Raw genomic sequence first — 21,090 nt, 5'->3', positions numbered from 1 at the left:
CTGAAGCGCAGCGGCCTGGGAAACTAGCTGGTGCGCAGCGTGGCCGCGATCTGATCCATGGTCTGCGCAATCGCCAGCGATTCAGCCAGCGGCATGACCGGGGATTCGGCCAGGCCCTGGGCAATGCACTGGGCCACGTGGGCCGCTTCCCAGCCCAAACCGGCAGTAGGCGAGGTTTCCGTGAACTCGCGGCTGTCGGCAATCGTGCCGTCGGCACTGCGCAGCACCAGCCCGGAACCGCAGCAAATCGGGCGCTGGAGTTCCAAGGTGCCCTGCGTGCCGGCAATCCATGCGCCCTGCGGCGAATCGGTTTCGATGCTGCTGAAGACCGTTGCCGTGGAACCGTCTTCATTGGAAAGCACCGCGGTGAAAGTAGCGTCAACCCCGGTTTTGGCCATGCGTCCCGAAGCGTGCAGGAGCTGCTTGGCAGGGGAGACCATGGCGCTGAAGGCAATAGGGTAGACGCCGACATCCAGCAGGGCCCCGCCGCCGAGTGCCGGGTCGTAGATGCGCGAGTCGTAGTCGACCTCGAACTTGGCGCCGAAATCAGCCTGGACGGTGATGATCTGCCCCAGGATTCCGGACTTGACGACCTGTGAAACCACATTGCCGATGGGCAGGAATCGTGACCACATGGCTTCCATGGCGAAAACACCGGCAGCCTTGGCCGCCTCGATGATCCGGGAAGTTTGCCCGGCGTCCAGGCTCATTGGCTTCTCCACCAGGACATGCTTGCCCGCGGCGATCGCCTCGAGCGCAAGTTCTGCGTGGCCGCTGTGCGGGACGGCGATGTAGACGACGTCCACCCCAGGGTCCCCGAGCACCTCGGCATAGGAGCCGAAGGCCCGGGTTCCGGCGTCTCCGTAGGTGCGTGCGAACTGCTCGGATCGGGCCAAGGTGCGCGAGCCGACTGCTGCGAGCCGGCTGGCGGTCAAGTCGTTCAGCGATGCGGCAAACTGCGAGGCGATCCACCCCGGCCCGAGGATGCCCCAATTCAGCGCAGGAGCCGAGGAGGGATGGGGCAGCGTGGATTCGGGTAAGGCTAGTGGCACTGAAGGCTCCGATGGCAGGCAAAATTCATGGTGGATCCTAATCAGACTAGTGGAAGGCGCAAGTCGGGGGAAGAGCAGTATTCCAACGACTTTTCACCGATCAGCAGCATCTGGGGGATGGCGGTTCGCGGACCCAGGGCATCCTCGGTGGACCAGCGCGCATCCTCGTCACCGCCAAGGGCAGCGTCCGGGCCACGATGGGCAGGCCGGCAGGCGGGCTGCCTGTAGTGCTGTCGATTCATCTGGCGACCGCAACACCGCAACGCTTCTGCCGCGCTTTCGCTGAATTCGCCACCCGATCCAGCGGGATATCCCTGGCATCGAAAAGCGCACGGGCGGAAATTCGGATTGGGCGAGCACATCCCCTCAATGGTCCTGCCGGAAGCGCGCAGTAATATCCGGGATCCCATCCTCGCCGCCGGCGCCAGCGATGGCCTGGCTGGCAAGCCTCAACTGCTGAGCCAACCGCCTGGCTACAGGTCGACCGCGTTGGCCAGCACCGGCAACTGCTTGCGAGCGGCCTGGACCTGGCTGAGATCCAGATCGACTACCAGCAGCTCGGGTTCTGCACCGGCCCGGGCAATAATGCGTCCTAGCGGATCAACCACCACCGAATGCCCGACGCCCAAAGGCGCGGTACCGGTGATCTTGCGTCCAATGCTTTCAGGATCAGCCTGGTCCACTGCCACCACGAACGTCGTCGCGTCCAAGGCGCGGGCCTGCGCAAGGGTGGTCCACTGCTCGGCCTTGCCCTCGCCCTGGCCCCACGAAGCGCTGACGATGTTGACCGCTGCACCAGCCTTCGCATGGCGGGTGAACAAGCGCGGGAACCGCAAGTCGTAGCAGGTGGCCAAACCGATCGTCGTTCCCTCATGCTCGAACTGCACCGGAGAAGTTCCGGGCGTCACCGAATCCGACTCGGCATAGCCGAAGGCATCGTAGAGGTGGATCTTGTCATAGTGGGTATCTACGCCTTCACCGGCGACCAGCAAGGTGTTGCGTACCCGGCCGCCTTCACCAGGGGTGAACATGCCCACGGCAATGGTGATGCCTATATCCCGCGCCTGCTGGCGGATCAGTGTAGCCCAGGGCCCATCCAGGGGTTGCGCGTACTTGGCGAGATCGTGGCCGAAGGAAACCTGCATGGCCTCGGGGAAGACCACCAGCGAGGCGCCTGCTTCCTTTGCCCGGCGCGCATGATCGCGCACTGTTACCAGATTGCGCTGCGGATCAGCGGTGCTCAGAACCTGCGCCAAAGCGATTCTCATGGGATAGTCCTTTCCTGCTGCCAGCTGCTGGCTATGCGCTACCTTCACGACTCTACGCAGTAGCGATCAGCGAAGCTACATCCGGGCCATCTGCACCTCTTCACGGCCCTTGGACACCGACATCACGTCCTTCTGGCGCTCACCGTCCACCTGGGCCGCCAAGGCATCCAGCTGCGACATTGATTCCGGGGACAAGCGGACATCCAACGCCCCCAGATTATCCTCGAAGTGCGCGCTGAAGCGGGTCCCCGGAATCGGGGAGACGGCCACCTTGAATGCGCGCGCTTTTTCATAAACCCACGCCAATGACACCCGGGCGGTTGAAACACCTTCGCGCTGGGCCACCTCCGCGATGACTTGCCGCAATGGATGGTTGTGCTGCATGCGGGCCGCTTCGAAGCGCGGGAAGTTATGGCGGATGTCGTTGGCTTCAAGCTGCTGCAGGGAATCAACTTCCCCGGTGAAGTACCCGCGACCCAGCGACGCGTAGGTCACCAGGCCCACGCCGAGTTCACTGGCGGCTGGCAAGAGCCACCTTTCGATGTCCCGGCTGAAAATCGAGTACTCCATCTGGATCGCGGAAATTGGATGCACCTTGTGGGCTCGGCGCAGCTCCTCGGAAGTCACTTCGGACAAGCCGATGTGCCGGGCCTTCCCTGCTTCGACTAGCTCCTTGTAGGCTCCGACAGTCTCCTCGATTGGCACCCGGGAATCCACCCGGTGGTAGTAGTACAGGTCAACGTGGTCTACGCCCAGGCGCTGCAGGCTCGCATCCATGCATTTCTTGATGAAGTCCGGGTCGCCATTAGCGCGTGGGTCGCCCGGATTCTTCGGACGCACGATGCCCGCCTTGGTTGCCAGGGTGACTTCGCCGCGACGGGTTCTGAGCACCTGCGAGAGCAGGGTTTCGTTGTGCCCTTCGCCGTAGATGTTGGCGGTATCCAGGAACGTGACGCCGCGATCAAGGACATGGTTCAAGGTGCGCAGGGATTCGGCATCGTCGGCCGATCCGTAGGGCCCGCTCAGGGACATGCAGCCAAAACCCTGCGAGGTGGCTTCCAACCCCTGGCCGAGGTCGATGCTGTTTGCGATCTGCTGTGCCATGGTGGTCCTTCGAGTAGTCAGTTTCTCTCTTCTTGAGCCTAGCGAAGCAGGATTCAGCGGTCATCATGTTCCGTGATTTATTGAGTTCCGTGAACTGCGACCGAAACGACACACCGTAGCTAAAGTGGTAATGACCAGTATAAAGAGACTGCGTCTCACTTCTGCCCTTGAATCTCAGAGTAAAATTCTTGCCATGGGAAGCGTGGTTCGCGATCGAGTGCGCGAAAAGATGAAAGTCGAGTTGGCGGAACAGGTTTATGCCGTGTTCGCCGAACGCGGCATGGAGAACGTCACCGCCCAGCAGGCAGCCCAGGCAATTGGAATATCCCGTGCCACGTTCTTCCGGTACTTCTCGTCAAAAGAGGACGCGGTAGTTACTGCGTTGCGTTCCATGACCGCGCACTTCTCCGACATGGCCGGCTCCATGTCTTCGCATCCGGGCGAGAGCTTGCTGGAGCTTTTGCGCCGCAGCTTTGAATCGGCAGTAGTATTCGCTGAGCAGGATCCGGTGGCGATGCAGGGCCGCATTGAGCTGGTCAGGAGCACCCCTGCGCTCCGGGCCAGCTGGCAGGAATCCCGGCGTGAGCAGCAGGTAGCGCTGGCCCAGGCGCTGTCGCCTTTCTGCGCGAACCAACGGCTGGCTGAAACCGCCGCGTTGCTGGGTCTGGCCCTTTACGACCATGCACTGGCCCGTTGGGTTGGGACGGCGGGAAGTACGCTACGCGAGATCCTCGACGAAGCCTTCGACTTCGCGGCCATGATCGATGACAACTGGGCGGAGAGGCACTAGCAACCGCCGCAGGCTACGGCAAGCGAAGCACCTTGATCGCCTCGGCCAAGTACGGTTCCGGGGTGGGATCAGCAGATTGCGCCCAGCTGATCCATGCTGCAAAAGTCACCGTGCCGAATGCCAGCGCCAGATAGGGCGCCGCCTGCGCGCTGACCCCGCCTTCTGAGAAGTGCCGCAGCACCCGCTCGTTGTCCTTGCCCATCCGCATCGACGCCTGGGCCAGGAGCTCGGGCTGGTCCGCGATAAGCCGCAAGCGTCCTCGCGTGACCTCCGGATCCGGCAGCGAATCGAAAGCTGCCACCGCAGCAGCGTGCATGGCACCCACCAGGTCGTGGCCCTCCTGCTTCGCCGAGGCGAAGGCGCCGTCTGAAATGGCCGAAGCTTCCAGCAGGCCGCCCCACACCAAATCAGCCTTGGAAGCGAAATAGCGATAGAGGCTCTTGCGTCCGATTCCCGCTTCTTCGGCAATTTGCGCCATCGAAACTTCGCCATAGCCATGCTTGGCAAAGAGCGCCAGGGCGGTGCGGGCCACGGAGTCGGGATCAATGGACTGCGGGCGCCCAGGCAGGTGCGTGGCAACGGAATCTTGGGTGTCAGGCATATCCCAATTATGGCCCATTGAGTTAAGACACAGTGTGTCATAACATGAAACTATCAATTCATCGGCAACCAGAAGGAACGGTTATGGGCATGGAAAACGCATGGCAGGAAAAGGTCACCGCAGAACGTTTTGCCGGCAAGACAGTGGTGGTCACCGGCGCTGGTTCGGGCATCGGCAAGGCCACCGCGCTGCGCGTGGCCAAGGAAGGCGGCAAGGTGATCGCCGCGGACATCAGCCGCGAACGGCTCGATGAGCTTGTTGCCGAGAACCCGGACCTGGACTTTGCCGTCGTGGCCGGCGACATCACCGACCAAGCGGTAGTGGACCAGGTAGTGGCAGCTGGCGAAGGGCGAATCGATGCGCTCGCCAACGTCGCCGGCATCATGGACAAGTTCGAGCCGATCCACGAGATCGAGGACTCGACCTGGGAACGGGTCATGAATGTGAACGTCAATTCCGTTCTGAAGCTGACCCGTTCGGTGGTCCCGCTGATGCTCGAGGCCGGCCAGGGCAACGTGGTCAATGTGGCTTCGGAAGCTGGCCTGCGCGGCTCGGCCGCCGGCATCGCATACACCGCCTCGAAGCACGCGGTCATCGGCATGACCAAGAACTCGGCTGTCATGTACGGCAAGAAGGGGCTGCGTTTCAACGCAGTGGCACCGGGTGCAGTGCAGACCAATATCGAGGCTCCAATGGCCTCCGAATTCGCCCAGCAGGTAATCCCTCCGCTGATGGGCATCATCCCGGGCATGGCTACCGCAAGCCAGCTCGCCGCCTCGATCACCTTCCTGCTCAGCGAGGACAGCACCAACATCAACGGCGTGGTCCTGGCTTCGGATACCGGCTGGAGCGCCATCTAGCCAGCAAGCGAACAGAATCCGGCAGCACCCCCATCTGCGGGAGTGTTGCCGGATTTTCCTGATTGGAGCGTGCCGGCGAGGAATGAACCGGGCTGGCCAAGCGTTCAATGAACTGGTCCTGTCTTTGCGCCACCGGCAAGAGCGCTGTGCTCCATCGCCGCTGCAGACGTAAGCTGAGCCTACCTAGAAGCGGTGGGTGACTTGCTGGGATCATGGCCAAGGTGGAACCCGCCGATTCCCAAGCAGAATAGAGAGCACTCACTTATGAGCATGGAAAGCGCCGCCTGGCATTCGCTATGGAAGCTGTCAGGAGACAAGGGCAAGGCCTACGCTCCAACCACGCCTAAGCGAGTGCTGAAGTTCGCAGCCAGCTACAAGTCCCGGCTGCTGGTCTTCGTCGTCTTCTCCATCTTCGCCGCCGTCCTGGCCGTGATCACCCCGGTGCTCGCCGGACGGGTGGTCGACGAAGTCGTCGCGCAATCCGGGGTGCGGACGATCATCAACTTGGCTCTGGTCATGGCGGGGATCGCGATCCTGGATGCGGTGGTGTCCGTAGTGGTCCGCTGGTTCTCCTCGCGCTTGGGCGAAGGCATCATCTATGACCTGCGCACCGCAGTCTTCGACCATGTGCAGAAGATGCCGGTGGCATTCTTCTCGCGCACCAGGACCGGTGCGCTGGTCAGCCGCTTGAACAACGATGTCATCGGCGCGCAATCCGCCTTCGCCGGAACCCTTTCCGGGCTGGTCTCCAATACCGTGGCGCTGGTGCTCACCGCTGCGGTCATGTTCACCACCTCGTGGCAGGTCACGCTGATCGCTCTGGTGCTGCTGCCGATTTTCCTCTTGCCCGCCCGCCATTTCGGCAGGTCCGTGGCCCTGCTGCGCCGTGAATCCGCGGACCTGAACGCGACCATGGGCAACCAGATGACCGAGCGCTTCTCCGCCCCCGGCGCCACCTTGATCAAGCTTTTCGGCCGTCCCAAGGACGAGTCCGAGCAGTTCGCGCTGCGTGCCGGCAAGGTGCGGGATATCGGCGTCAAGATGGCCATGCGCCAGTTCTACTTCGTCGCCGCGCTGACCCTGGTTGCGGCCCTGGCCCTCGCCCTGGTCTACGGTCTGGGCGGCATGTACGCGGTGCGCGGCGATTTGGCCGCCGGCGACGTGGTGGTCCTGGGCATGCTGCTCACCCGGCTCTACACGCCGCTGACCGCACTGGCCAACGCGCGCGTGGAAATCACCAGCGCGCTGGTCAGCTTCGACCGCGTCTTCGAGGTGCTGGACTTGGAGCCGCTGATTGCCGATGCCCCGAACGCCCGCCGACTTGAGGCCGGGGCGGTGCCGGTGAGATTCAACCACGTGAGCTTCTCCTACCCGAGCGCCGACAAGGTCTCGCTGGCTTCGCTGGAAGAAGTAGCCATCCTGGACACCCGCGGCGGCGAAGAGGTCCTGCACGATATCGACTTCGAGATCCCCGCGGGCCAAACCTATGCGCTGGTCGGCTCCTCGGGAGCGGGCAAGTCCACCATCGCCTCGCTGCTGGCGCGCCTGTACGACGTGGATTCGGGCAGTGTTGAACTGGCCGGCGAGGATATCCGCCAGCTTGAGCTCGATTCGCTGCGTTCGACGGTGTCCATGGTGACCCAGGACGGGCACCTCTTCCACGAGAGCATCCGCTCCAACCTGACGCTGGCCCGGCCCGAAGCGACCGAAGAGCAGATCTGGGAGGCGCTGGAGCGTGCCCGGCTGAAGCCGGTGATCGCTTCCTTGCCCGATGGCCTGGATACCGTGGTGGGCGAGCGGGGCTACCGGCTTTCCGGTGGCGAACGCCAGCGCATGACCATTGCCCGTCTGCTGCTGGCAGCACCCCAGGTAGTCATCCTGGATGAGGCGACGGCGGCCCTGGACTCGTCGAATGAAGCGGCGGTGCAGGCGGCGCTGGGCGAGGCGCTGGCAGACCGCACGGCGCTGATCATTGCCCACCGCCTGTCGACCATCCGCTCGGCGGACCAGATCCTGGTCGTGGAGGGCGGGCGCATCGTCGAGCGCGGAACCCACAGCGAGCTGCTGGACTTCGGCGGACGCTATAGCGAGCTGCACGAAACCCAGTTCGCGCAGTAGCACGCCTGGCCCTGAGCGCCAGGCCTTGGCCGGCGCGACTGGCCCCGGAACCGTCGAAAGCTAAGCGCTGGCGACCAGTTCGCCTGCCTTCTGCGCGGCATGGGTGGCGATGATGGTGCCGAAGACCAGTCCCTGCCCAATGGTGGCTCCGGCACCTGGGTAGACGTTGCCGAAGATGTTCGCGGCGGTATTGCCCTGGGCATAGAGCCCCTGGATGACCTCGCCGGATGTGTCCAGTGCGCGGCCATGGGCATCGGTCATCACGCCGCCGCAGGTACCCAGGTCCGAGAGCACGATCTTCACCGCGTAGTAGGTCTTGCCCTCCAGCGCGCGCAGGTTCGGATTCGGGTTCTGGGTCGGATCGCCGTAGTAGCGGTCGTAGGCGGACTCGCCGCGGCGGAACTGGTCGTCGATGCCGGTTCCGGCGCCCTCGTTGAACGCCTCCAGGGTCTGTTCCAGAACCCGCGCGGGAACAGCGATCTTGCCCGCGAGCGTGCTGATTGACGACGACTTGTGGGCCACCCCGGCCTTGTACCAGGACTCGGGAAGGGCCATGCGCGGGTAGCACTGTCCGGCGAAGATGTAGCTGTCGCGGTAGGCCTGGTCGAAGATGAGCCACATCGATCCAACCGGGTCGCCGTCCGCCTCGCGGCGCAGGATCTCCTGGCCGAAGCTCATGTAGTCGGTGGACTCGTTGATGAAGCGGCGTCCGGACTGGTCCACCATGAACGATCCGGGCAGCGAACGCTCGGCGAGCAGGATCTTGGGCGAGGATCCGGGCTTGAGCGGGGCAACGGCCGGGAACCACCAGGACTGCTGCATGCTCGCCAGCTGGGCGTTGTGCTGCTGCGCCAATGCAATGGCGTCGCCGTGGTTGCCCTTGGCGCCCAGACTCAGGTCCTCGACCAGCGACGGGCTCTGGTGCTGCTGGCGCATCGCCATATTATGGTCGTAGCCGCCGGCAGCCAGCACCACGCCGTACTTGGCGCGCACGCTCACCCGTTCCCCGCCCTGTTCCAGGACCGCTCCGGTGACCGCCGAATCGCTGAATTCGATATCCACCAGCTTCGCTTCGGTCCAGATGGGAATGCCTGCATCCAGCGCCCCGGCGTACATGCCGCCGGCGATGGCCTGGCCTCCGGCGCTGTAGTTACGGCCGATCAACAGCCCTCCGGCGCCCTGGATGAGGCGCTTGACGATGCGCGGGAAGGCCTTGTGCGGGGCCTTGGCAATGAGGTTCATCCACTTGTAGTCCGCACCGGTCACTGGCATCGGCATGGGGGCGGACATGGTGGCTGGCTGGAAGCGGATCAGCTGGTCGCCAAGCTTGTTCAAGTCGAAGGGGCGCGACTCGACCGAGCGGCCCGCAGCGCTGCCGCCTGGCAATTCGGGATGGTAGTCGGAGTAGCCCTTGGACCAGAAGAAGCTCAGCCGGGTCATGCGTTCGAGCATCTTGACGGTCTCGTCGCCGGACTCCAGGAAGGCCTTCCAGCGCTCGGCCGGGCCGGATCCTTCCACGACGGATGCGATGTACTTTTCGCCGCGCTCCAGGGAATCGACGGCGCCGTCCCGCTTGAGTACCGTATTGGCGGGAATCCAGAAGGCTCCACCCGAGCGGGCGGTAGAGCCGCCCACGTACTGGGTTTTCTCGGCCACGGCAACGTTGAGGCCGAGTTCCTTGGCAGCCAGCGCGGTGGCCAGCCCGGTGCCGGATCCGATGACCAGCAGGTCGACTTCATGCTGATCGATGGTGACGGGTGCAAGAACGGTTTTCGATGCCATGTCGGACTCCTCTGCGCGGTGCCGGGCTTCAGCCCTTTCGCCAGCCCACGCTAGCCGAGCCGCTGGTAGTGCGGGGGCCCAGTCCCGCTGGGAGGGACACCTTGCATCCACGGTGCGCCGGCCTGTCCGACCGGGCAGGAAGATCCGGCGCGGCTAGTCCGCCGCTGCCACCAGCTGGCGTCCCAGTTCGCGGGCCGCCTCCTGCAATACCGGCACCGCGCTGTCGATGAAGGCCTCGTCCACGCGGGTCACCGGGCCGGAAACCGAGATGGCCATCGGCGTTGGCGCGCCCGGTACTGGCACGGCGATGCAGCGAACCCCTAGTTCCTGCTCTTCCTCGTCGATGGCGTAGCCGCGTTCGCGGGTGGCCTCGACATCGGTGAACAGCTTGCCCAGGGTGGTGATGGTGTTCGCGGTCTTCGGGGGCATGCCCGCCTGCGAGACCAATCGCTGCACGCGTTCGTCATCCAGTACCGAGAGCACGGCCTTGCCGACCCCGGAATTGTGCAGCATGGCGCGGCGTCCGACTTCGGTGATCATGCGCATCGAGTGGGCTGACTGCACCTGCGCGATGTAGGTGACCATGTCGCCGTCGAGCACCGCGATATTCGCCGATTCGCCCAGCTTCGCGACCAGGTCCTTCAGCGCAGGGGAGGCCAAGGCGCCCAGCTGGCGGTTGGCTACCTCGCCCAGCCGGATCAGCCGCGGGCCCAGTGAATAGCGGCGGTTGGGCAGCTGGCGCACGTAGCCCACGCCGACCAGGGTGCGCAGCAGGCGGTGGATGGTCGGCAATGGCAGGGGAGTATCGGCGGCAAGCTCGCTGAGCGCGGCTTCTCCGCCGGCACGGGCGATGACTTCCAGGAGCTCGAAAGCACGTTCGACGGACTGGACGCCGCCGGTGGTGGACTTGCTGGAAGTCTGCGTCATCTTTGCTCCTAATAAAGGCACTGGTTTCGGAAGAGGGCTACGCATTACTTCTACGATGCGAAATCCTAGTCCCAAGAATAGCGCAGAATCAGGCTTTTCTTCCACGATCCGATATTAACTCGGCAAAAAATCGTGCCGAGCGCCACAAAACACTCTTGCATTTTCATTTTGAGGATAATAGTATCCACTATACGGAAACTTTTACAGGAGGATCAGATGGCAGCACCAAGCCCGGGATATTCACTCACGCTTCGCGTCCAGACACCTGCGTCGATTACCGCGACCAGCGAGCTGGCCGGCGCGGTCGGTTCGGCCGGCGCTCACATCACGGCCCTGGATGTCACCGAGTCCAACCACACCCATATGGTGGTGGACGTTTCCTGCAACACCACCGACGTGGCCCACGGCGAGACCGTGCGCGCGGCGCTGGATAACCTCGATGGCGTAAGCGTGCGCAACGTCTCGGACCGCACCTTCCTGATGCACCTTGGCGGCAAGCTCTCGGTGACCCCCAAGGTCGCCCTGCGCAACCGCGATGACCTCTCCCGCGCCTACACCCCGGGTGTCGCCCGCGTCTGCATGGCCATCGCCGAGAACCCTGCCGATGCGCGCAACCTGACGGTCAAGCGCAACACCATCGCCGTGGTCACCGACGGCTCGGCCGTGCTGGGACTGGGCAATATCGGCCCGGCCGCAGCCCTGCCGGTCATGGAAGGCAAGGCGGCGCTGTTCAAGCAGTTCGCCGATGTCGATGCCTGGCCGGTCTGCCTGGACACCCAGGACACCGAGGAGATCATCATGATCGTCAAGGCGCTGGCACCGGTCTACGGCGGGGTGAACCTCGAAGACATCGCCGCCCCGCGCTGCTTCGAAATCGAGGCCCGGCTGCGCGAAGAGCTGGACATCCCGGTCTTCCACGACGACCAGCACGGCACCGCAATTGTCACCCTGGCCGCGCTGCTCAACGCGGTGAAGGTCGTGGACAAGAAGATCGAGGACCTGCGCATCGTGGTCTCCGGGGTCGGCGCGGCCGGCAACGCGATCATCCAGCTGCTCATGGCCCGCGGCGCGCAGAACATCATCGCCTGCGGACGCAATGGCGCGATCACCCGCAACGAAGCCTACGCCGATGCGCACCGCACCTGGCTGGCGGAAAACACCAACCCGCAGAACTTCACCGGCACCCTGAAGGAAGCCATCGCCGGCGCGGACGTCTTCATCGGCGTCTCGGCCCCGAACGTGCTGGACGAAGCCGATATCGCCGCCATGAACGAGCGCGCCATCGTCTTCGCCATGGCCAACCCGGATCCCGAGGTGGACCCGGAACTGGCCGGCCGCCACGCGGCGGTGGTCGCCACCGGGCGCAGCGACTTCCCCAACCAGATCAACAACGTCCTGGCATTCCCAGGTTTCTTCCGCGGGCTGCTGGATGCAGGCGTCACCGAGATCACCGACGCCATGCTCCTGGCCGCCGCGGACGCCATTGCCGCGCGGGTCAGCGAATCAGAGCTGAACCCCGGATTCATCATCCCGTCGGTATTCGACCCACAGGTCGCCTCCGATGTGGCCATGGCAGTGCAGGACGCAGCCGCCGCCAAGTAGGCGCTGCGCAGCAAGACCTTAGGGTGCATGTCAACGCACCCTTCATTGGAACAGAGCACAAGAGGTTAAGGAACAACCCATGAGTATTGAAATCACCAGCATCCCCGACGCCGCCGATGCCCAGCAGATCCTCTCGGGCGAAGCGCTGGCCTTCATCGAGAAGCTGCACCAGAAATTCGCTGGCACCCGCGATCAGCTGCTGGCCGCACGCGGCGTGCGCCGCCAGCAGTTCTCCGATGCCAAGTCCATCGACTTCGATCCGCAGACCGAATCCGTGCGCACCGGCGACTGGAAGGTCGCCGAAGCCCCAGAGGCGCTGCGCGACCGCCGCGTGGAGATCACCGGCCCGGCCTCCCCGGCCAAGATGGCCATCAACGCGCTGAACTCCGGCGCCAAGGTCTGGCTGGCCGACCTGGAAGATGCTTCCACACCGAGCTGGTTCAATGTCATCGACGCGATCTCCAACCTCTCGGCCGCCGCCCGGGGCACCTTGGCCTTCACCGATGCGAAAACCGGCAAGTCCTACGCGCTGCGCACCGACGCCCCGCGCGCGGTCGTGGTGGTCCGCCCCCGCGGCTGGCACCTGCCGGAGAACAATGTGCTCATCGACGGCAAGCCGGCGGTCGGTGCACTGGTCGACTTCGGCCTGCACTTCTTCCACAATGCCAAGGTGCTCGCCGAATCGGGACAGGGCCCGTTCTACTACCTGCCGAAGATGGAGCACTACCTGGAATCGCGCCTGTGGAACGAGGTCTTCACCTTCGCCCAGGCCGAGCTGGGCATCGCCCACGGAACCGTGCGCGCCACCATGCTCATCGAGACCATCCCGGCCGCCTTCCAGATGGAGGAATTCCTCTACGAGCTGCGCGAGCACGCCTCTGGCCTGAACGCGGGCCGCTGGGACTACCTGTTCTCCATCATCAAGACCTTCCGCGAAGCCGGCGAAGCGTTCATCATGCCCGACCGCTCGGCCGTGTCGATGACCGCGCCGATGATGCGCGCCTACACCGAGCTGCTGGTCAAGACCTGCCACAAGCGCGGCGCCTTCGCCATGGGCGGCATGGCGGCGTTCATCCCGAACCGCCGCGAACCAGAAGTTACCGCCGCCGCCTTCGACAAGGTCCGCGAGGACAAGTCCCGCGAGGCCAACGACGGATTCGACGGCTCCTGGGTCGCCCACCCGGACCTGGTTGAGCTGTGCAAGGAGATTTTCGACGCGAAGCTCGGCGAGAAGCCGAACCAGATCGACCGCCAGCGCCCGGAGGTCGAGGTCACCGCAGCCCAGCTGCTGGACGTGGCCAGCGCTCCTGGCGATGTCACCGAGGCCGGCGTGCGCGCCAACCTCTACGTGGCAGTGAACTACGTGGCCGTGTGGCTCTCGGGCAACGGCGCGGTCGCCATCCACAACCTGATGGAAGACGCCGCCACTGCGGAGATCTCGCGCTCGCAGATCTGGCAGCAGATCCGCAACCAGGTGGTCGCCGCCGACACCGGCAACACCATCACCGCCGAACTGGTTGCTGGCATTCTCGCCGAAGAGGTTGAACGCCTGCGCGCGGAGGTCGACAATGAAGAGCACTTCAACGCCTACTACCAGCCGGCAGCGGAACTGATCGCGAAACTGACCAGCGGCAAGGACGAGGATTTCGCGGACTTCCTCACCACCCCAGCCTACGAACTCTTGGAAAAGGAATACGTGACCAAGCCATGAGCAACACCTTCGATGAGTCCACGCTTGCCAGCGTAGAAGCAAAGCTGGCCGCCACCGACCGGCTGCTGGAAACCTCCTACCCGGGGGATACCGGAGCCCGCCAGCCGATCCATACCGTGTACGTCCCCGGTGACAAGTACACCGTGGAACTGCCGGCAGCCTGGGGCGCCAACGCCCTGGCCGCCGCGGGCGACGCTGCCGGGCTGGCCAAGCTGGCCGCCAAGCTGAACCTGGCCGAACCGCAGCGCCTTGGCGAGCTGGTGGCCGCGAAGCTGGCAAGCGAACCCATCGAAGATCTGCGCCTCGATTTCGAGGACGGCTACGGCAACCGCACGGATGCCGAGGAGGACGCCGCAGTGCTTGCCGTGGCCGACTCGGTATCCGCCGCGGTGGCCGCCGGCAAGGCCCCGGCCTGCATCGGCATCCGCTTCAAGTGCTTTGAAGCACCCACCCGGGCCCGAGGGATCCGCACCCTGGATTTGTTCATCACCCGGCTTGTGGCCAACGGTCCGCTGCCCGAGGGCTTGCGCCTGACCCTGCCCAAGGTGACCACCGTGGCCCAGGTCGAGTCCATGGTCTACCTGGCCGAAAAGCTGGAAGAAGCCCACGGGCTGGAAGCCGGACGCATACGCTTCGAAGTGCAGGTGGAAACCCCTCAGGTCATCCTGGCCGCCAACGGAACCCATCCGGTGGCCCAGCTGATCGCCTCGGGCAAGGGCCGGGTATCCTCGCTGCACTACGGCACCTACGACTACTCCGCGTCGCTGGGCGTGGCCGCCGGATACCAGTCCATGGAGCACCCGGTAGCGGACTTCGCCAAGGACGTCATGCAGGTGGCCGTGGCCGGCACCGGGGTGGAACTGTCCGACGGCTCCACCAACATCATCCCGGCCGGCGACCCGGAGAACATCTCGGCCGCCTGGGAACTGCACGCCCGCCTGGTCTCCCGCCACCTGTCCCGCGGCATCTACCAGGGCTGGGACATGCACGAGAACCAGCTGGTCACCCGCTACCTGGCCACCTTCGCCTTCTTCCGCGAAGGCCTGCAGGCAGCCGGAACCCGGTTGCGCAACTACGTCCACCAGATCAACTCGGCCATCATGGACGAGCCAGCCACAGCACGGGCCCTGGCCCGCTACATCCACCGCGGGGTGGCCTGCGGTGCGGTCACCGCCGACGAGGTCACCGAACTGGCCCAGATCACCCTGCCCGAACTCGAGGCGATCGCCTTGAACCGCTCCCACGCCTAAGGACTACACCATGACTGTTCCTGCCATCCAGAACTCCTCGTCGTACTACTCGGACTTCGGCGGCCACCCGCCGCAGAGCGATCTGCTCACCGACCGGGCCATCGTCACCGAGGCCTATACCGTGATCCCCAAAGGCGTGCTGCGCGACATCGTCACCAGCGTCTTCCCCGAGTGGACCAACACCCGTGCCTGGGTGCTCAACCGCCCGGTCGCCGGAGGGGCCACCACCTTCTCCCAAGCCATCGTGGAAGTTGCCCCCGGCGGCGGCGCCACCAAGCCGGAGCCGCAGGCCCAGGTGCAGGGATTCATCTTCGTGCTCACCGGGCAGCTGACCCTTCTCATCGAGGGCACCGAGCACGTGCTGGTGGACGGCGGCTTCGCCTACCTGCCAGCCGGCGCCACCTGGTCGGCCCGCAATGACGGCACCGAGACCACCAGCTTCCACTGGCTGCGCAAGCGCTACGAAGTGCTCGAAGGAGTGGCCGCACCGGCTCCCGTGGTGGGCAATGAGCGCGACATCGAACCTGGCCCGATGCCGGGCACCGACGGCAAGTGGCGCACCACCCGCATGCTCGATCCCAACGACGTGGCCTTCGACTTCGGCGTGAATATCGTGACCTTCGAACCAGGCGCATCCATCCCGTTCGCCGAAACCCATGTCATGGAACACGGCCTGTACGTGCTGGAAGGCAAGGGCGTGTACCGGATGAATGGCGACTGGGTCGAGGTCGAGGCCGGGGACTACATGTCGCTGCGCGCCTTCTGCCCGCAGGCTTGCTACGCCGGCGGCCCGGAGAACTTCCGCTACCTGCTCTACAAGGACCAGAACCGCCAGATCGCGTTGTAAGCAGGGCCAAGGCACGGATGTGGAGCTCGATGCTCTGCAGCCGTGCCTTTTGAGTTATTGCGCAAACTCGTCGTCCATAGCTAGCTTCCCTAAACGGAGAACTTTCTATACGTGAACTGGCAACATCGCATCTTGTGACTTTCCATTGCTTTAGCGGAACTTCACTGGTCCGTGAGGGTATCTCGCCAGTCGGCGGGGAACCCAAGCTGCTCCAGAGCAACACCGTCGATAAGGCTGAAGCTGTCCTCCAATAATGCTGATAGCTGACGTGGCCAAGACGTCCCCGGAGACGTAACAGAAACCAATTGCGCGAGGACTACGGAAGTTCCATACATTCTGTCTTGCTGGCCCCGTAGGCCGGCTAGGCCGGAGACCATGCTGAGCCGCCGTACGGAAACTGGTTCGAATACTCTATTCCATAATCGGGAATGGTGAGCAGCTGTATTTCGTACGATTGTCAAATGCTTCAGCCAGTTCATGAACGCTGCACCAAACTTTGCTTCAGGATGGCGCTCTGGGGGAGCCCAGCCGAACCACCTCGCTATTCGCTCTCGATCAGCATCCAGAAGATTCGCGTAAAGACGAGAGATATCACCGAAATCCAGAAACTCCATGGCGACCCATATGGGGTACTGGCCATCGTACGAATCATGATGATGCAAAGCCACGGGATCTTTTGAGTTCAAGGCCCGCTGAATCCTGCTTTGCACGGTGTCTATCATTTCGTGGTGTCGTGCGGGATCACGGAAATACTCTGGGTTAGAGAGTGCGTTCACGTCCCGTTCGCCCAGCACATCAGCGATGCGGGAGCGACAGGCAACTTCGACACGTTCTAATCCACTGAGAATATGGGTTTTGAGCTTGCGGTCGAATTCGTAGAGTGCCGCGACATTTTTCATTGACGTCCCGGATACGAAGTTTGAGTCTCTGTTTCCGCCAGGCTGTGCTACACGAAAGGGGTGCCAGTAACCACTCAACCGGTAATAACCGACGAAGCGGAGCCAATGTTCTGTCTGGTCCCAGCTGACATCCATTCCTCTGCGGCGTAGCTGTTCAATTTGAGCCGCAATTGACGACCACTCTTTAACTTCTTTGTTTGCCACAGTGCAATCCTGTCGCCGAGATAAAGATCGACCCCGATGCCAACAAAAGTCGGGACCGGGGTCAACAGAATTAGCTTCAGTTTAGCAGAGCTGGCGGATTATCGATATGTGCTTCTGGGCACGAGGGCGCACGGAAACGAGTTGCCTAATCACGCTGGCGATGGCATGCAGATTAGTCTTTGCGCAATGATTATTCACCGATGCATCTACTTCGTCTCTTCGCTGTTATCCGAGCGAGCGCTAAGTATCATTCTGCGCTGCAAGCGGGTCAGATCCCGTTCGGATGGCGGGCCGAAAGATGGTGCCAAGGCATCACCCAGCGCCGCGCCAACCGCTTCCTCGTCCAAGTTCATTCCGACGGCGACCAGCGCGTCATCGGCCGGGTCGCTGGTGGTGGCCGCTTCGGCAAAGTGGATCTGCCGGCCCACCATATTGACCAGGAAGCGCTGCGTGCCGCGATCGGTGCGCAGTTTTACATGCCCCTTGAGCCGGTAGGCCGCAGCAGGCGGGTGCTCCAGCAGGTCCAAGAGGGCACCCGGATCCGCGGCCTCGGGGCAGCGCACCGTCACCGCGTTGGCGTGCGGAGCATGCTCGTGGTCGTGGTGCGGGCGGGAGGCAGCCGCCAACGGCAACTCGTCGATCGGGTCTTCGTTCAGGGCGATGTCGAAGACCAGCTCGGGGTCTATGGCGGCGTGCGACGCCGGGATGATGGCAACGTGCGGGTTGATTTCGCGGATCCGTCCGCTGATCCTGGCCAGGACCGCGTCGCGGTGTTCCGGGGCAATGCGGTCCAGCTTGTTGACCACCACCATGCTGGTGGCGCTGAAGCGGGCCGGGGCCATCGCCGCGGTATCCACGGTGTGCTCATGCTCCACCGCGTCGATCACGTCGATGATGCCGCCGAAGCGTACCCCGTGGGCCTTGCCGAAACGCAGCAGCCGATCCACGTTCAGCGGGTCGGCCGCGCCGCTGGCCTCCACGATGATGGCATCCAGGCGCAGCTTCGGCTGGCCCAGCTTCTCCAGCAGCTCGTCCAGGCCGCTGCTATCGGACAGGCAGCAGACGCAACCGCCGGCAATGGATTCGGCCGCATCGATCTGGCCGGTGATCAGCCCGGTATCCACGTTGACCTTGCCGATGTCGTTGATGATGACCCCGACGCGGGTACCCGGGCGGGTCAGCAAGCGGTTGAGCAGGCTGGTCTTGCCTGCACCCAGATATCCGGTGAGCACGATGACAGGGATCAATGCCGGCTCCTTTTCACGTCGACAAGCGGGCCGAGTCCATTCTCCTTGCTGGGCCAACCGTTGCCGCGTGCTGACACGCCTGCCAGAAGATGGTTACCAGGAAGGCAATACCGGAATCGGGCCATCGGCCTCGATATGCCGGGCCTGGCCGCGAGCCAGCCATTCGATCAGGCCTTCGCGGTCCGAGCGCACCTTCAGCGCGCCATCGCCGATGACCCATTCGTCGCCCTCTTCGGTCACCAGTGTCATGCCCGGGGCGTTCTTCACGCGCATGGTCCGCACGGCGGCCTCGACGGCGTTCTCCTGGGAATCCGGGTCGGCTTCCTCGATGGTCCACGCGGTATCCAGATCATGGTGGTGGATGACCACCTCTGAGATGCGCAGGGCCACGATGGAGGTCGCCGGAATGATCTTGCCGTGAAGGTCCACCTCTTCCACGGCCAGTTCGCCGCTGAGCCGTTCGCACTGCTCGGCGAAGTATGCGGCGGCGTCCTGGAACTTCTTGACCAGTTCCTCGCGCGGCAGGGCCGCCAGCTCGTCGATCTCCGCATCGCGGGCCTCGCGCGAGGCGTAGAGCTCCTGCGGTTCTCCGCTGGTGGCCCAGTCGATGAGCTTGACCAGGCTCCGGCCGTTGGAGGCCAAGTGCGCAATGACCTGCGCCCGGCTCCAGCCTTCGCACAGCGAGGCGGCGGCCATTTCTTCGGTGGACAGGGTTTCGATCGTGGCCGACATCATCGCGGTTTCGCGGTTGAGTCGTGACAGGTCCGAGTGCAAACGAGCAGTATTGATCATGAAGTCACCCTACCAACGCGGGCGCTCCAGCAATACGGGTTACGCCATAGATATCGAAAGCGACTCGATCCATATCCGCGCCGTGTGGGCCCTGGTGGTGCCTGGCTGCGACGGCAGGGAGCGGTCCAGCAGAACACGTGCCGGGCATGCTTCTTCAGGAACCAGCAGCCACGTAGCCTAGGGGGAGAAGCAAACGACCAGGAAAGCAGTCCGATGGCGAAGAAAAAGAAGAAGCAGAAGCCCAAGCAGGGGCATCCGGCACGCCTGCAAGAGGGCGTCGTCTCCCTGGACCGCGTGAAGGTGGGGCGCGGCCTGGACGCGCTCACGCCGCAGTTCGTACGGTGGTTCTCCGAGAACCGCGATGACCCAGAACTGGCCCTGATGGTCCTTGCCGCAGTGCGCGAAACCCTGGGCATCTACGCCGAAGTCGTGGGCCTGGACAAGGTCACCGATTTTGATCCGCCCAAACTGCTGGCAGTGCTCAGCTCGATGATTGAATTCGAAGAGGCCGAGAATCCCGATGCCGCCGATAATGGGCTGGGAGCCATGATCTATATGGCCTGGGCGGATTACGTCGCGTTCTTGCGCGATGCCGGTCTGTGGGAGCGCGAGGCCGAAAGCCTGGAGTGGTTCCGGAAGTCGCTGGAAGCCCAGGATCCATTCGCCGGTGATGACGGCATCGATGAAAACGATGAAATTGACGAGATCATGGCATCTGACGAGGCCTCTCAAGCGGCCCTGGCAGAAATCGCCGCCATGCCGATCAGCAAGCTGGGTCGTGCCTTCTTGGCTTGGACCCTCACCGAGGGCAAGAATCTGTGGGCCAGCTTGCCGGCGCCTGAATTCATGGAAACGGCCGCAATAGCGCTCGCCGACCAGCTGCCTCCGGAAGTCCATGAATCGCGCAGGGGCCTGTTGGTTGCGGTCGTGCTCTCGGCACTGGAATCGGTCAGCGCCATCAAGCTGCCCGAACAGGGCAAGCCGGAGCGCGGCGTGACGTACGAAGACATCATGCAGCATGAAGATGCCGACTCCTTCGAGCCGAACTTCTACTTCATCCAGGCCTGCCTGGACTCGTTGCTGGAAAAGCCGGGAGGCGGCGATGACGCCAGCCTTGAAGCCTGGGGGCTGGCAGCGTTCTGGATCGTCGAGGGAATCGAAGGCAACCCGCATCGCGTGGCTGACCCGCGAGATGATCAATGGTCGCCAAAGGTATGGGAAACCGCGCATGTGCGCATGCATGAACTGCGCGTACTTGGCCTTGTCGAAGATGGCGAAGCGTACTCGGTGCCCACTATCGTCCGCCTGGCGATTACCGACGTTGAACAGGACCTGCTCGATGAGGATGAATTCGACGACGCCGATCTCGACGCGATGTTCGGCCCGGACGATGACGAGCCGAAACGCCTGAAGCGTGAAACACCGTATACCGGCAAGGTGCTGCAGCTGAAGCTGACCCTCAAGGACGCCAAGCCGCCGATCTGGCGTCGCGTGCTGGTGCCCATGGATCTGAACCTTGGCGACCTGCACGACATCATCCAAGCGAGCTTCGACTGGTACGACGGGCATCTGCACAGCTTCTACGAGGGTGGCTTCGGCGGCACTTCATGTGGTCCAGAGATTGACGACATGGACTACCAGAAGAACGAGTCGGAAACCCTGGTTTCCTCGTTGCTGCAGAAGGAAAAAGACCGCCTGGATTACCTGTACGACTTCGGGGACAACTGGGAAGTGCGCATCGACGTCGAGAAGATCCTGGATGCCGATGGCGGCCAGCTGCCGCGATGCACCGGCGGCCGGCGCATGGCTCCGATGGAGGACAGCGGCGGGATCGGTGGCTGGGAAGCCAAGCTGGAAATTCTCGATGATCCGTCGGACCCGGAGTACGAGGAAGTGCAAGACTGGCTTTCGAACCTCGGTTACGAAGAGGAATACGAGATCGATCCGGCGTATTTCAACAAGGACGAAGTCAATGCCCACCTGGAGTTCGAGTTCTAGGCGGCTGATTCAAGCCAGTGAAAATGCCGGTGGGGTTT

The 21,090-nt window shown here is 63.4% G+C and carries 19 protein-coding genes; 9 read left to right on the top strand and 10 right to left on the bottom strand.

The features are described from left to right. Positions 1-23 precede the first annotated feature (23 nt). From ACNPN0_RS15375 to ACNPN0_RS15360, 4 genes are all read right to left on the bottom strand, one after another. Positions 24-1,052 (bottom strand): Gfo/Idh/MocA family protein, encoded by a 1,029-nt coding sequence (locus tag ACNPN0_RS15375; protein WP_448938155.1) that lies wholly within the window; start codon positions 1,050-1,052, stop codon positions 24-26. Positions 1,053-1,093: 41 nt separating this feature from the next. Further along, positions 1,094-1,294 carry a hypothetical protein gene (locus ACNPN0_RS15370; protein WP_448938156.1) on the bottom strand — a complete coding sequence of 67 codons (201 nt, stop codon included), beginning with the start codon at positions 1,292-1,294 and terminating at the stop codon, positions 1,094-1,096. A 231-nt stretch (positions 1,295-1,525) separates the two neighbouring features. Beyond that, positions 1,526-2,320, bottom strand: a complete 795-nt coding sequence (locus tag ACNPN0_RS15365) for a carbon-nitrogen hydrolase family protein (RefSeq protein WP_105656517.1) — start codon at positions 2,318-2,320, stop codon at positions 1,526-1,528. A 75-nt stretch (positions 2,321-2,395) separates the two neighbouring features. Then, positions 2,396-3,424 carry an aldo/keto reductase gene (locus ACNPN0_RS15360; RefSeq protein WP_448938157.1) on the bottom strand — a complete coding sequence of 343 codons (1,029 nt, stop codon included), beginning with the start codon at positions 3,422-3,424 and terminating at the stop codon, positions 2,396-2,398. Between the two features lie 193 nt (positions 3,425-3,617). Between ACNPN0_RS15360 and ACNPN0_RS15355 the strand changes: the two genes are divergently transcribed. Beyond that, positions 3,618-4,214, top strand: coding sequence for a TetR family transcriptional regulator (locus ACNPN0_RS15355; RefSeq protein ID WP_448938158.1), 597 nt, complete (start codon positions 3,618-3,620; stop codon positions 4,212-4,214). A 13-nt stretch (positions 4,215-4,227) separates the two neighbouring features. Here ACNPN0_RS15355 and ACNPN0_RS15350 read toward each other — a convergent pair whose 3' ends face one another. Next, positions 4,228-4,815: a TetR family transcriptional regulator gene (locus tag ACNPN0_RS15350; RefSeq protein ID WP_400341786.1), complete on the bottom strand. Its 588-nt coding sequence runs from the start codon at positions 4,813-4,815 to the stop codon at positions 4,228-4,230. A gap of 89 nt (positions 4,816-4,904) precedes the next feature. Between ACNPN0_RS15350 and ACNPN0_RS15345 the strand changes: the two genes are divergently transcribed. After that, complete coding sequence (locus tag ACNPN0_RS15345; RefSeq protein ID WP_448938159.1) at positions 4,905-5,675, top strand: SDR family NAD(P)-dependent oxidoreductase; 771 nt, start codon at positions 4,905-4,907, stop codon at positions 5,673-5,675. Between the two features lie 264 nt (positions 5,676-5,939). Further along, the gene (locus tag ACNPN0_RS15340) at positions 5,940-7,793 is read left to right on the top strand and encodes an ABC transporter ATP-binding protein (RefSeq protein WP_448938160.1); all 1,854 of its coding nucleotides are present in this window, start codon (positions 5,940-5,942) and stop codon (positions 7,791-7,793) included. A gap of 60 nt (positions 7,794-7,853) precedes the next feature. Here the strand turns inward: ACNPN0_RS15340 and ACNPN0_RS15335 are convergent, their stop codons facing one another. Together ACNPN0_RS15335 and ACNPN0_RS15330 are read right to left on the bottom strand one after the other, a co-directional pair. Next, the gene (locus tag ACNPN0_RS15335) at positions 7,854-9,575 is read right to left on the bottom strand and encodes a 3-ketosteroid-delta-1-dehydrogenase (protein WP_434689848.1); all 1,722 of its coding nucleotides are present in this window, start codon (positions 9,573-9,575) and stop codon (positions 7,854-7,856) included. Between the two features lie 153 nt (positions 9,576-9,728). Then, positions 9,729-10,502, bottom strand: a complete 774-nt coding sequence (locus ACNPN0_RS15330; RefSeq protein ID WP_105656510.1) for an IclR family transcriptional regulator — start codon at positions 10,500-10,502, stop codon at positions 9,729-9,731. A 216-nt stretch (positions 10,503-10,718) separates the two neighbouring features. Between ACNPN0_RS15330 and ACNPN0_RS15325 the strand changes: the two genes are divergently transcribed. The 4 genes from ACNPN0_RS15325 (at position 10,719) to ACNPN0_RS15310 (ending at position 15,912) form a co-directional block, all read left to right on the top strand. Beyond that, positions 10,719-12,104: an NAD-dependent malic enzyme gene (locus ACNPN0_RS15325; protein WP_332486400.1), complete on the top strand. Its 1,386-nt coding sequence runs from the start codon at positions 10,719-10,721 to the stop codon at positions 12,102-12,104. Between the two features lie 79 nt (positions 12,105-12,183). Beyond that, positions 12,184-13,815 carry a malate synthase A gene (gene aceB, locus ACNPN0_RS15320; protein ID WP_400289798.1) on the top strand — a complete coding sequence of 544 codons (1,632 nt, stop codon included), beginning with the start codon at positions 12,184-12,186 and terminating at the stop codon, positions 13,813-13,815. Then, positions 13,812-15,065 carry a DUF6986 family protein gene (locus tag ACNPN0_RS15315; protein WP_448938162.1) on the top strand — a complete coding sequence of 418 codons (1,254 nt, stop codon included), beginning with the start codon at positions 13,812-13,814 and terminating at the stop codon, positions 15,063-15,065. Before aceB ends, ACNPN0_RS15315 begins: the two co-directional genes overlap by 4 nt. 10 nt (positions 15,066-15,075) lie before the next feature. Further along, positions 15,076-15,912 carry a bifunctional allantoicase/(S)-ureidoglycine aminohydrolase gene (locus ACNPN0_RS15310; protein WP_105656506.1) on the top strand — a complete coding sequence of 279 codons (837 nt, stop codon included), beginning with the start codon at positions 15,076-15,078 and terminating at the stop codon, positions 15,910-15,912. 161 nt (positions 15,913-16,073) lie between these two features. Here the strand turns inward: ACNPN0_RS15310 and ACNPN0_RS15305 are convergent, their stop codons facing one another. From ACNPN0_RS15305 to ACNPN0_RS15295, 3 genes are all read right to left on the bottom strand, one after another. Further along, on the bottom strand, positions 16,074-17,015 hold the full coding sequence (locus ACNPN0_RS15305) for an Abi family protein (RefSeq protein ID WP_448938163.1): 942 nt from the start codon (positions 17,013-17,015) through the stop codon (positions 16,074-16,076). Between the two features lie 206 nt (positions 17,016-17,221). Beyond that, a complete protein-coding gene (locus tag ACNPN0_RS15300; protein WP_448938164.1) occupies positions 17,222-18,262 on the bottom strand; it encodes a CobW family GTP-binding protein in 1,041 nt (346 codons plus the stop codon). Positions 18,263-18,355: 93 nt separating this feature from the next. Beyond that, entirely contained in the window at positions 18,356-19,054 is a 699-nt protein-coding gene (locus ACNPN0_RS15295; protein ID WP_105656504.1) for a maleylpyruvate isomerase family mycothiol-dependent enzyme, read from the bottom strand. On the opposite strand from ACNPN0_RS15295, the gene ACNPN0_RS15290 reads away from it, so the two are divergent. Next, positions 19,053-19,235 carry a hypothetical protein gene (locus ACNPN0_RS15290; RefSeq protein WP_448938165.1) on the top strand — a complete coding sequence of 61 codons (183 nt, stop codon included), beginning with the start codon at positions 19,053-19,055 and terminating at the stop codon, positions 19,233-19,235. The genes ACNPN0_RS15295 and ACNPN0_RS15290 overlap by 2 nt on opposite strands. 32 nt (positions 19,236-19,267) lie before the next feature. Continuing rightward, positions 19,268-21,052 (top strand): plasmid pRiA4b ORF-3 family protein, encoded by a 1,785-nt coding sequence (locus ACNPN0_RS15285; RefSeq protein ID WP_448938166.1) that lies wholly within the window; start codon positions 19,268-19,270, stop codon positions 21,050-21,052. Positions 21,053-21,090: the final 38 nt, after the last annotated feature.

The organism is Glutamicibacter sp. AGC84, assembly GCF_053543575.1.
Note: the sequence above shows the minus strand (reverse complement) of the source record. Positions and strands in the feature narration are given on the sequence as shown.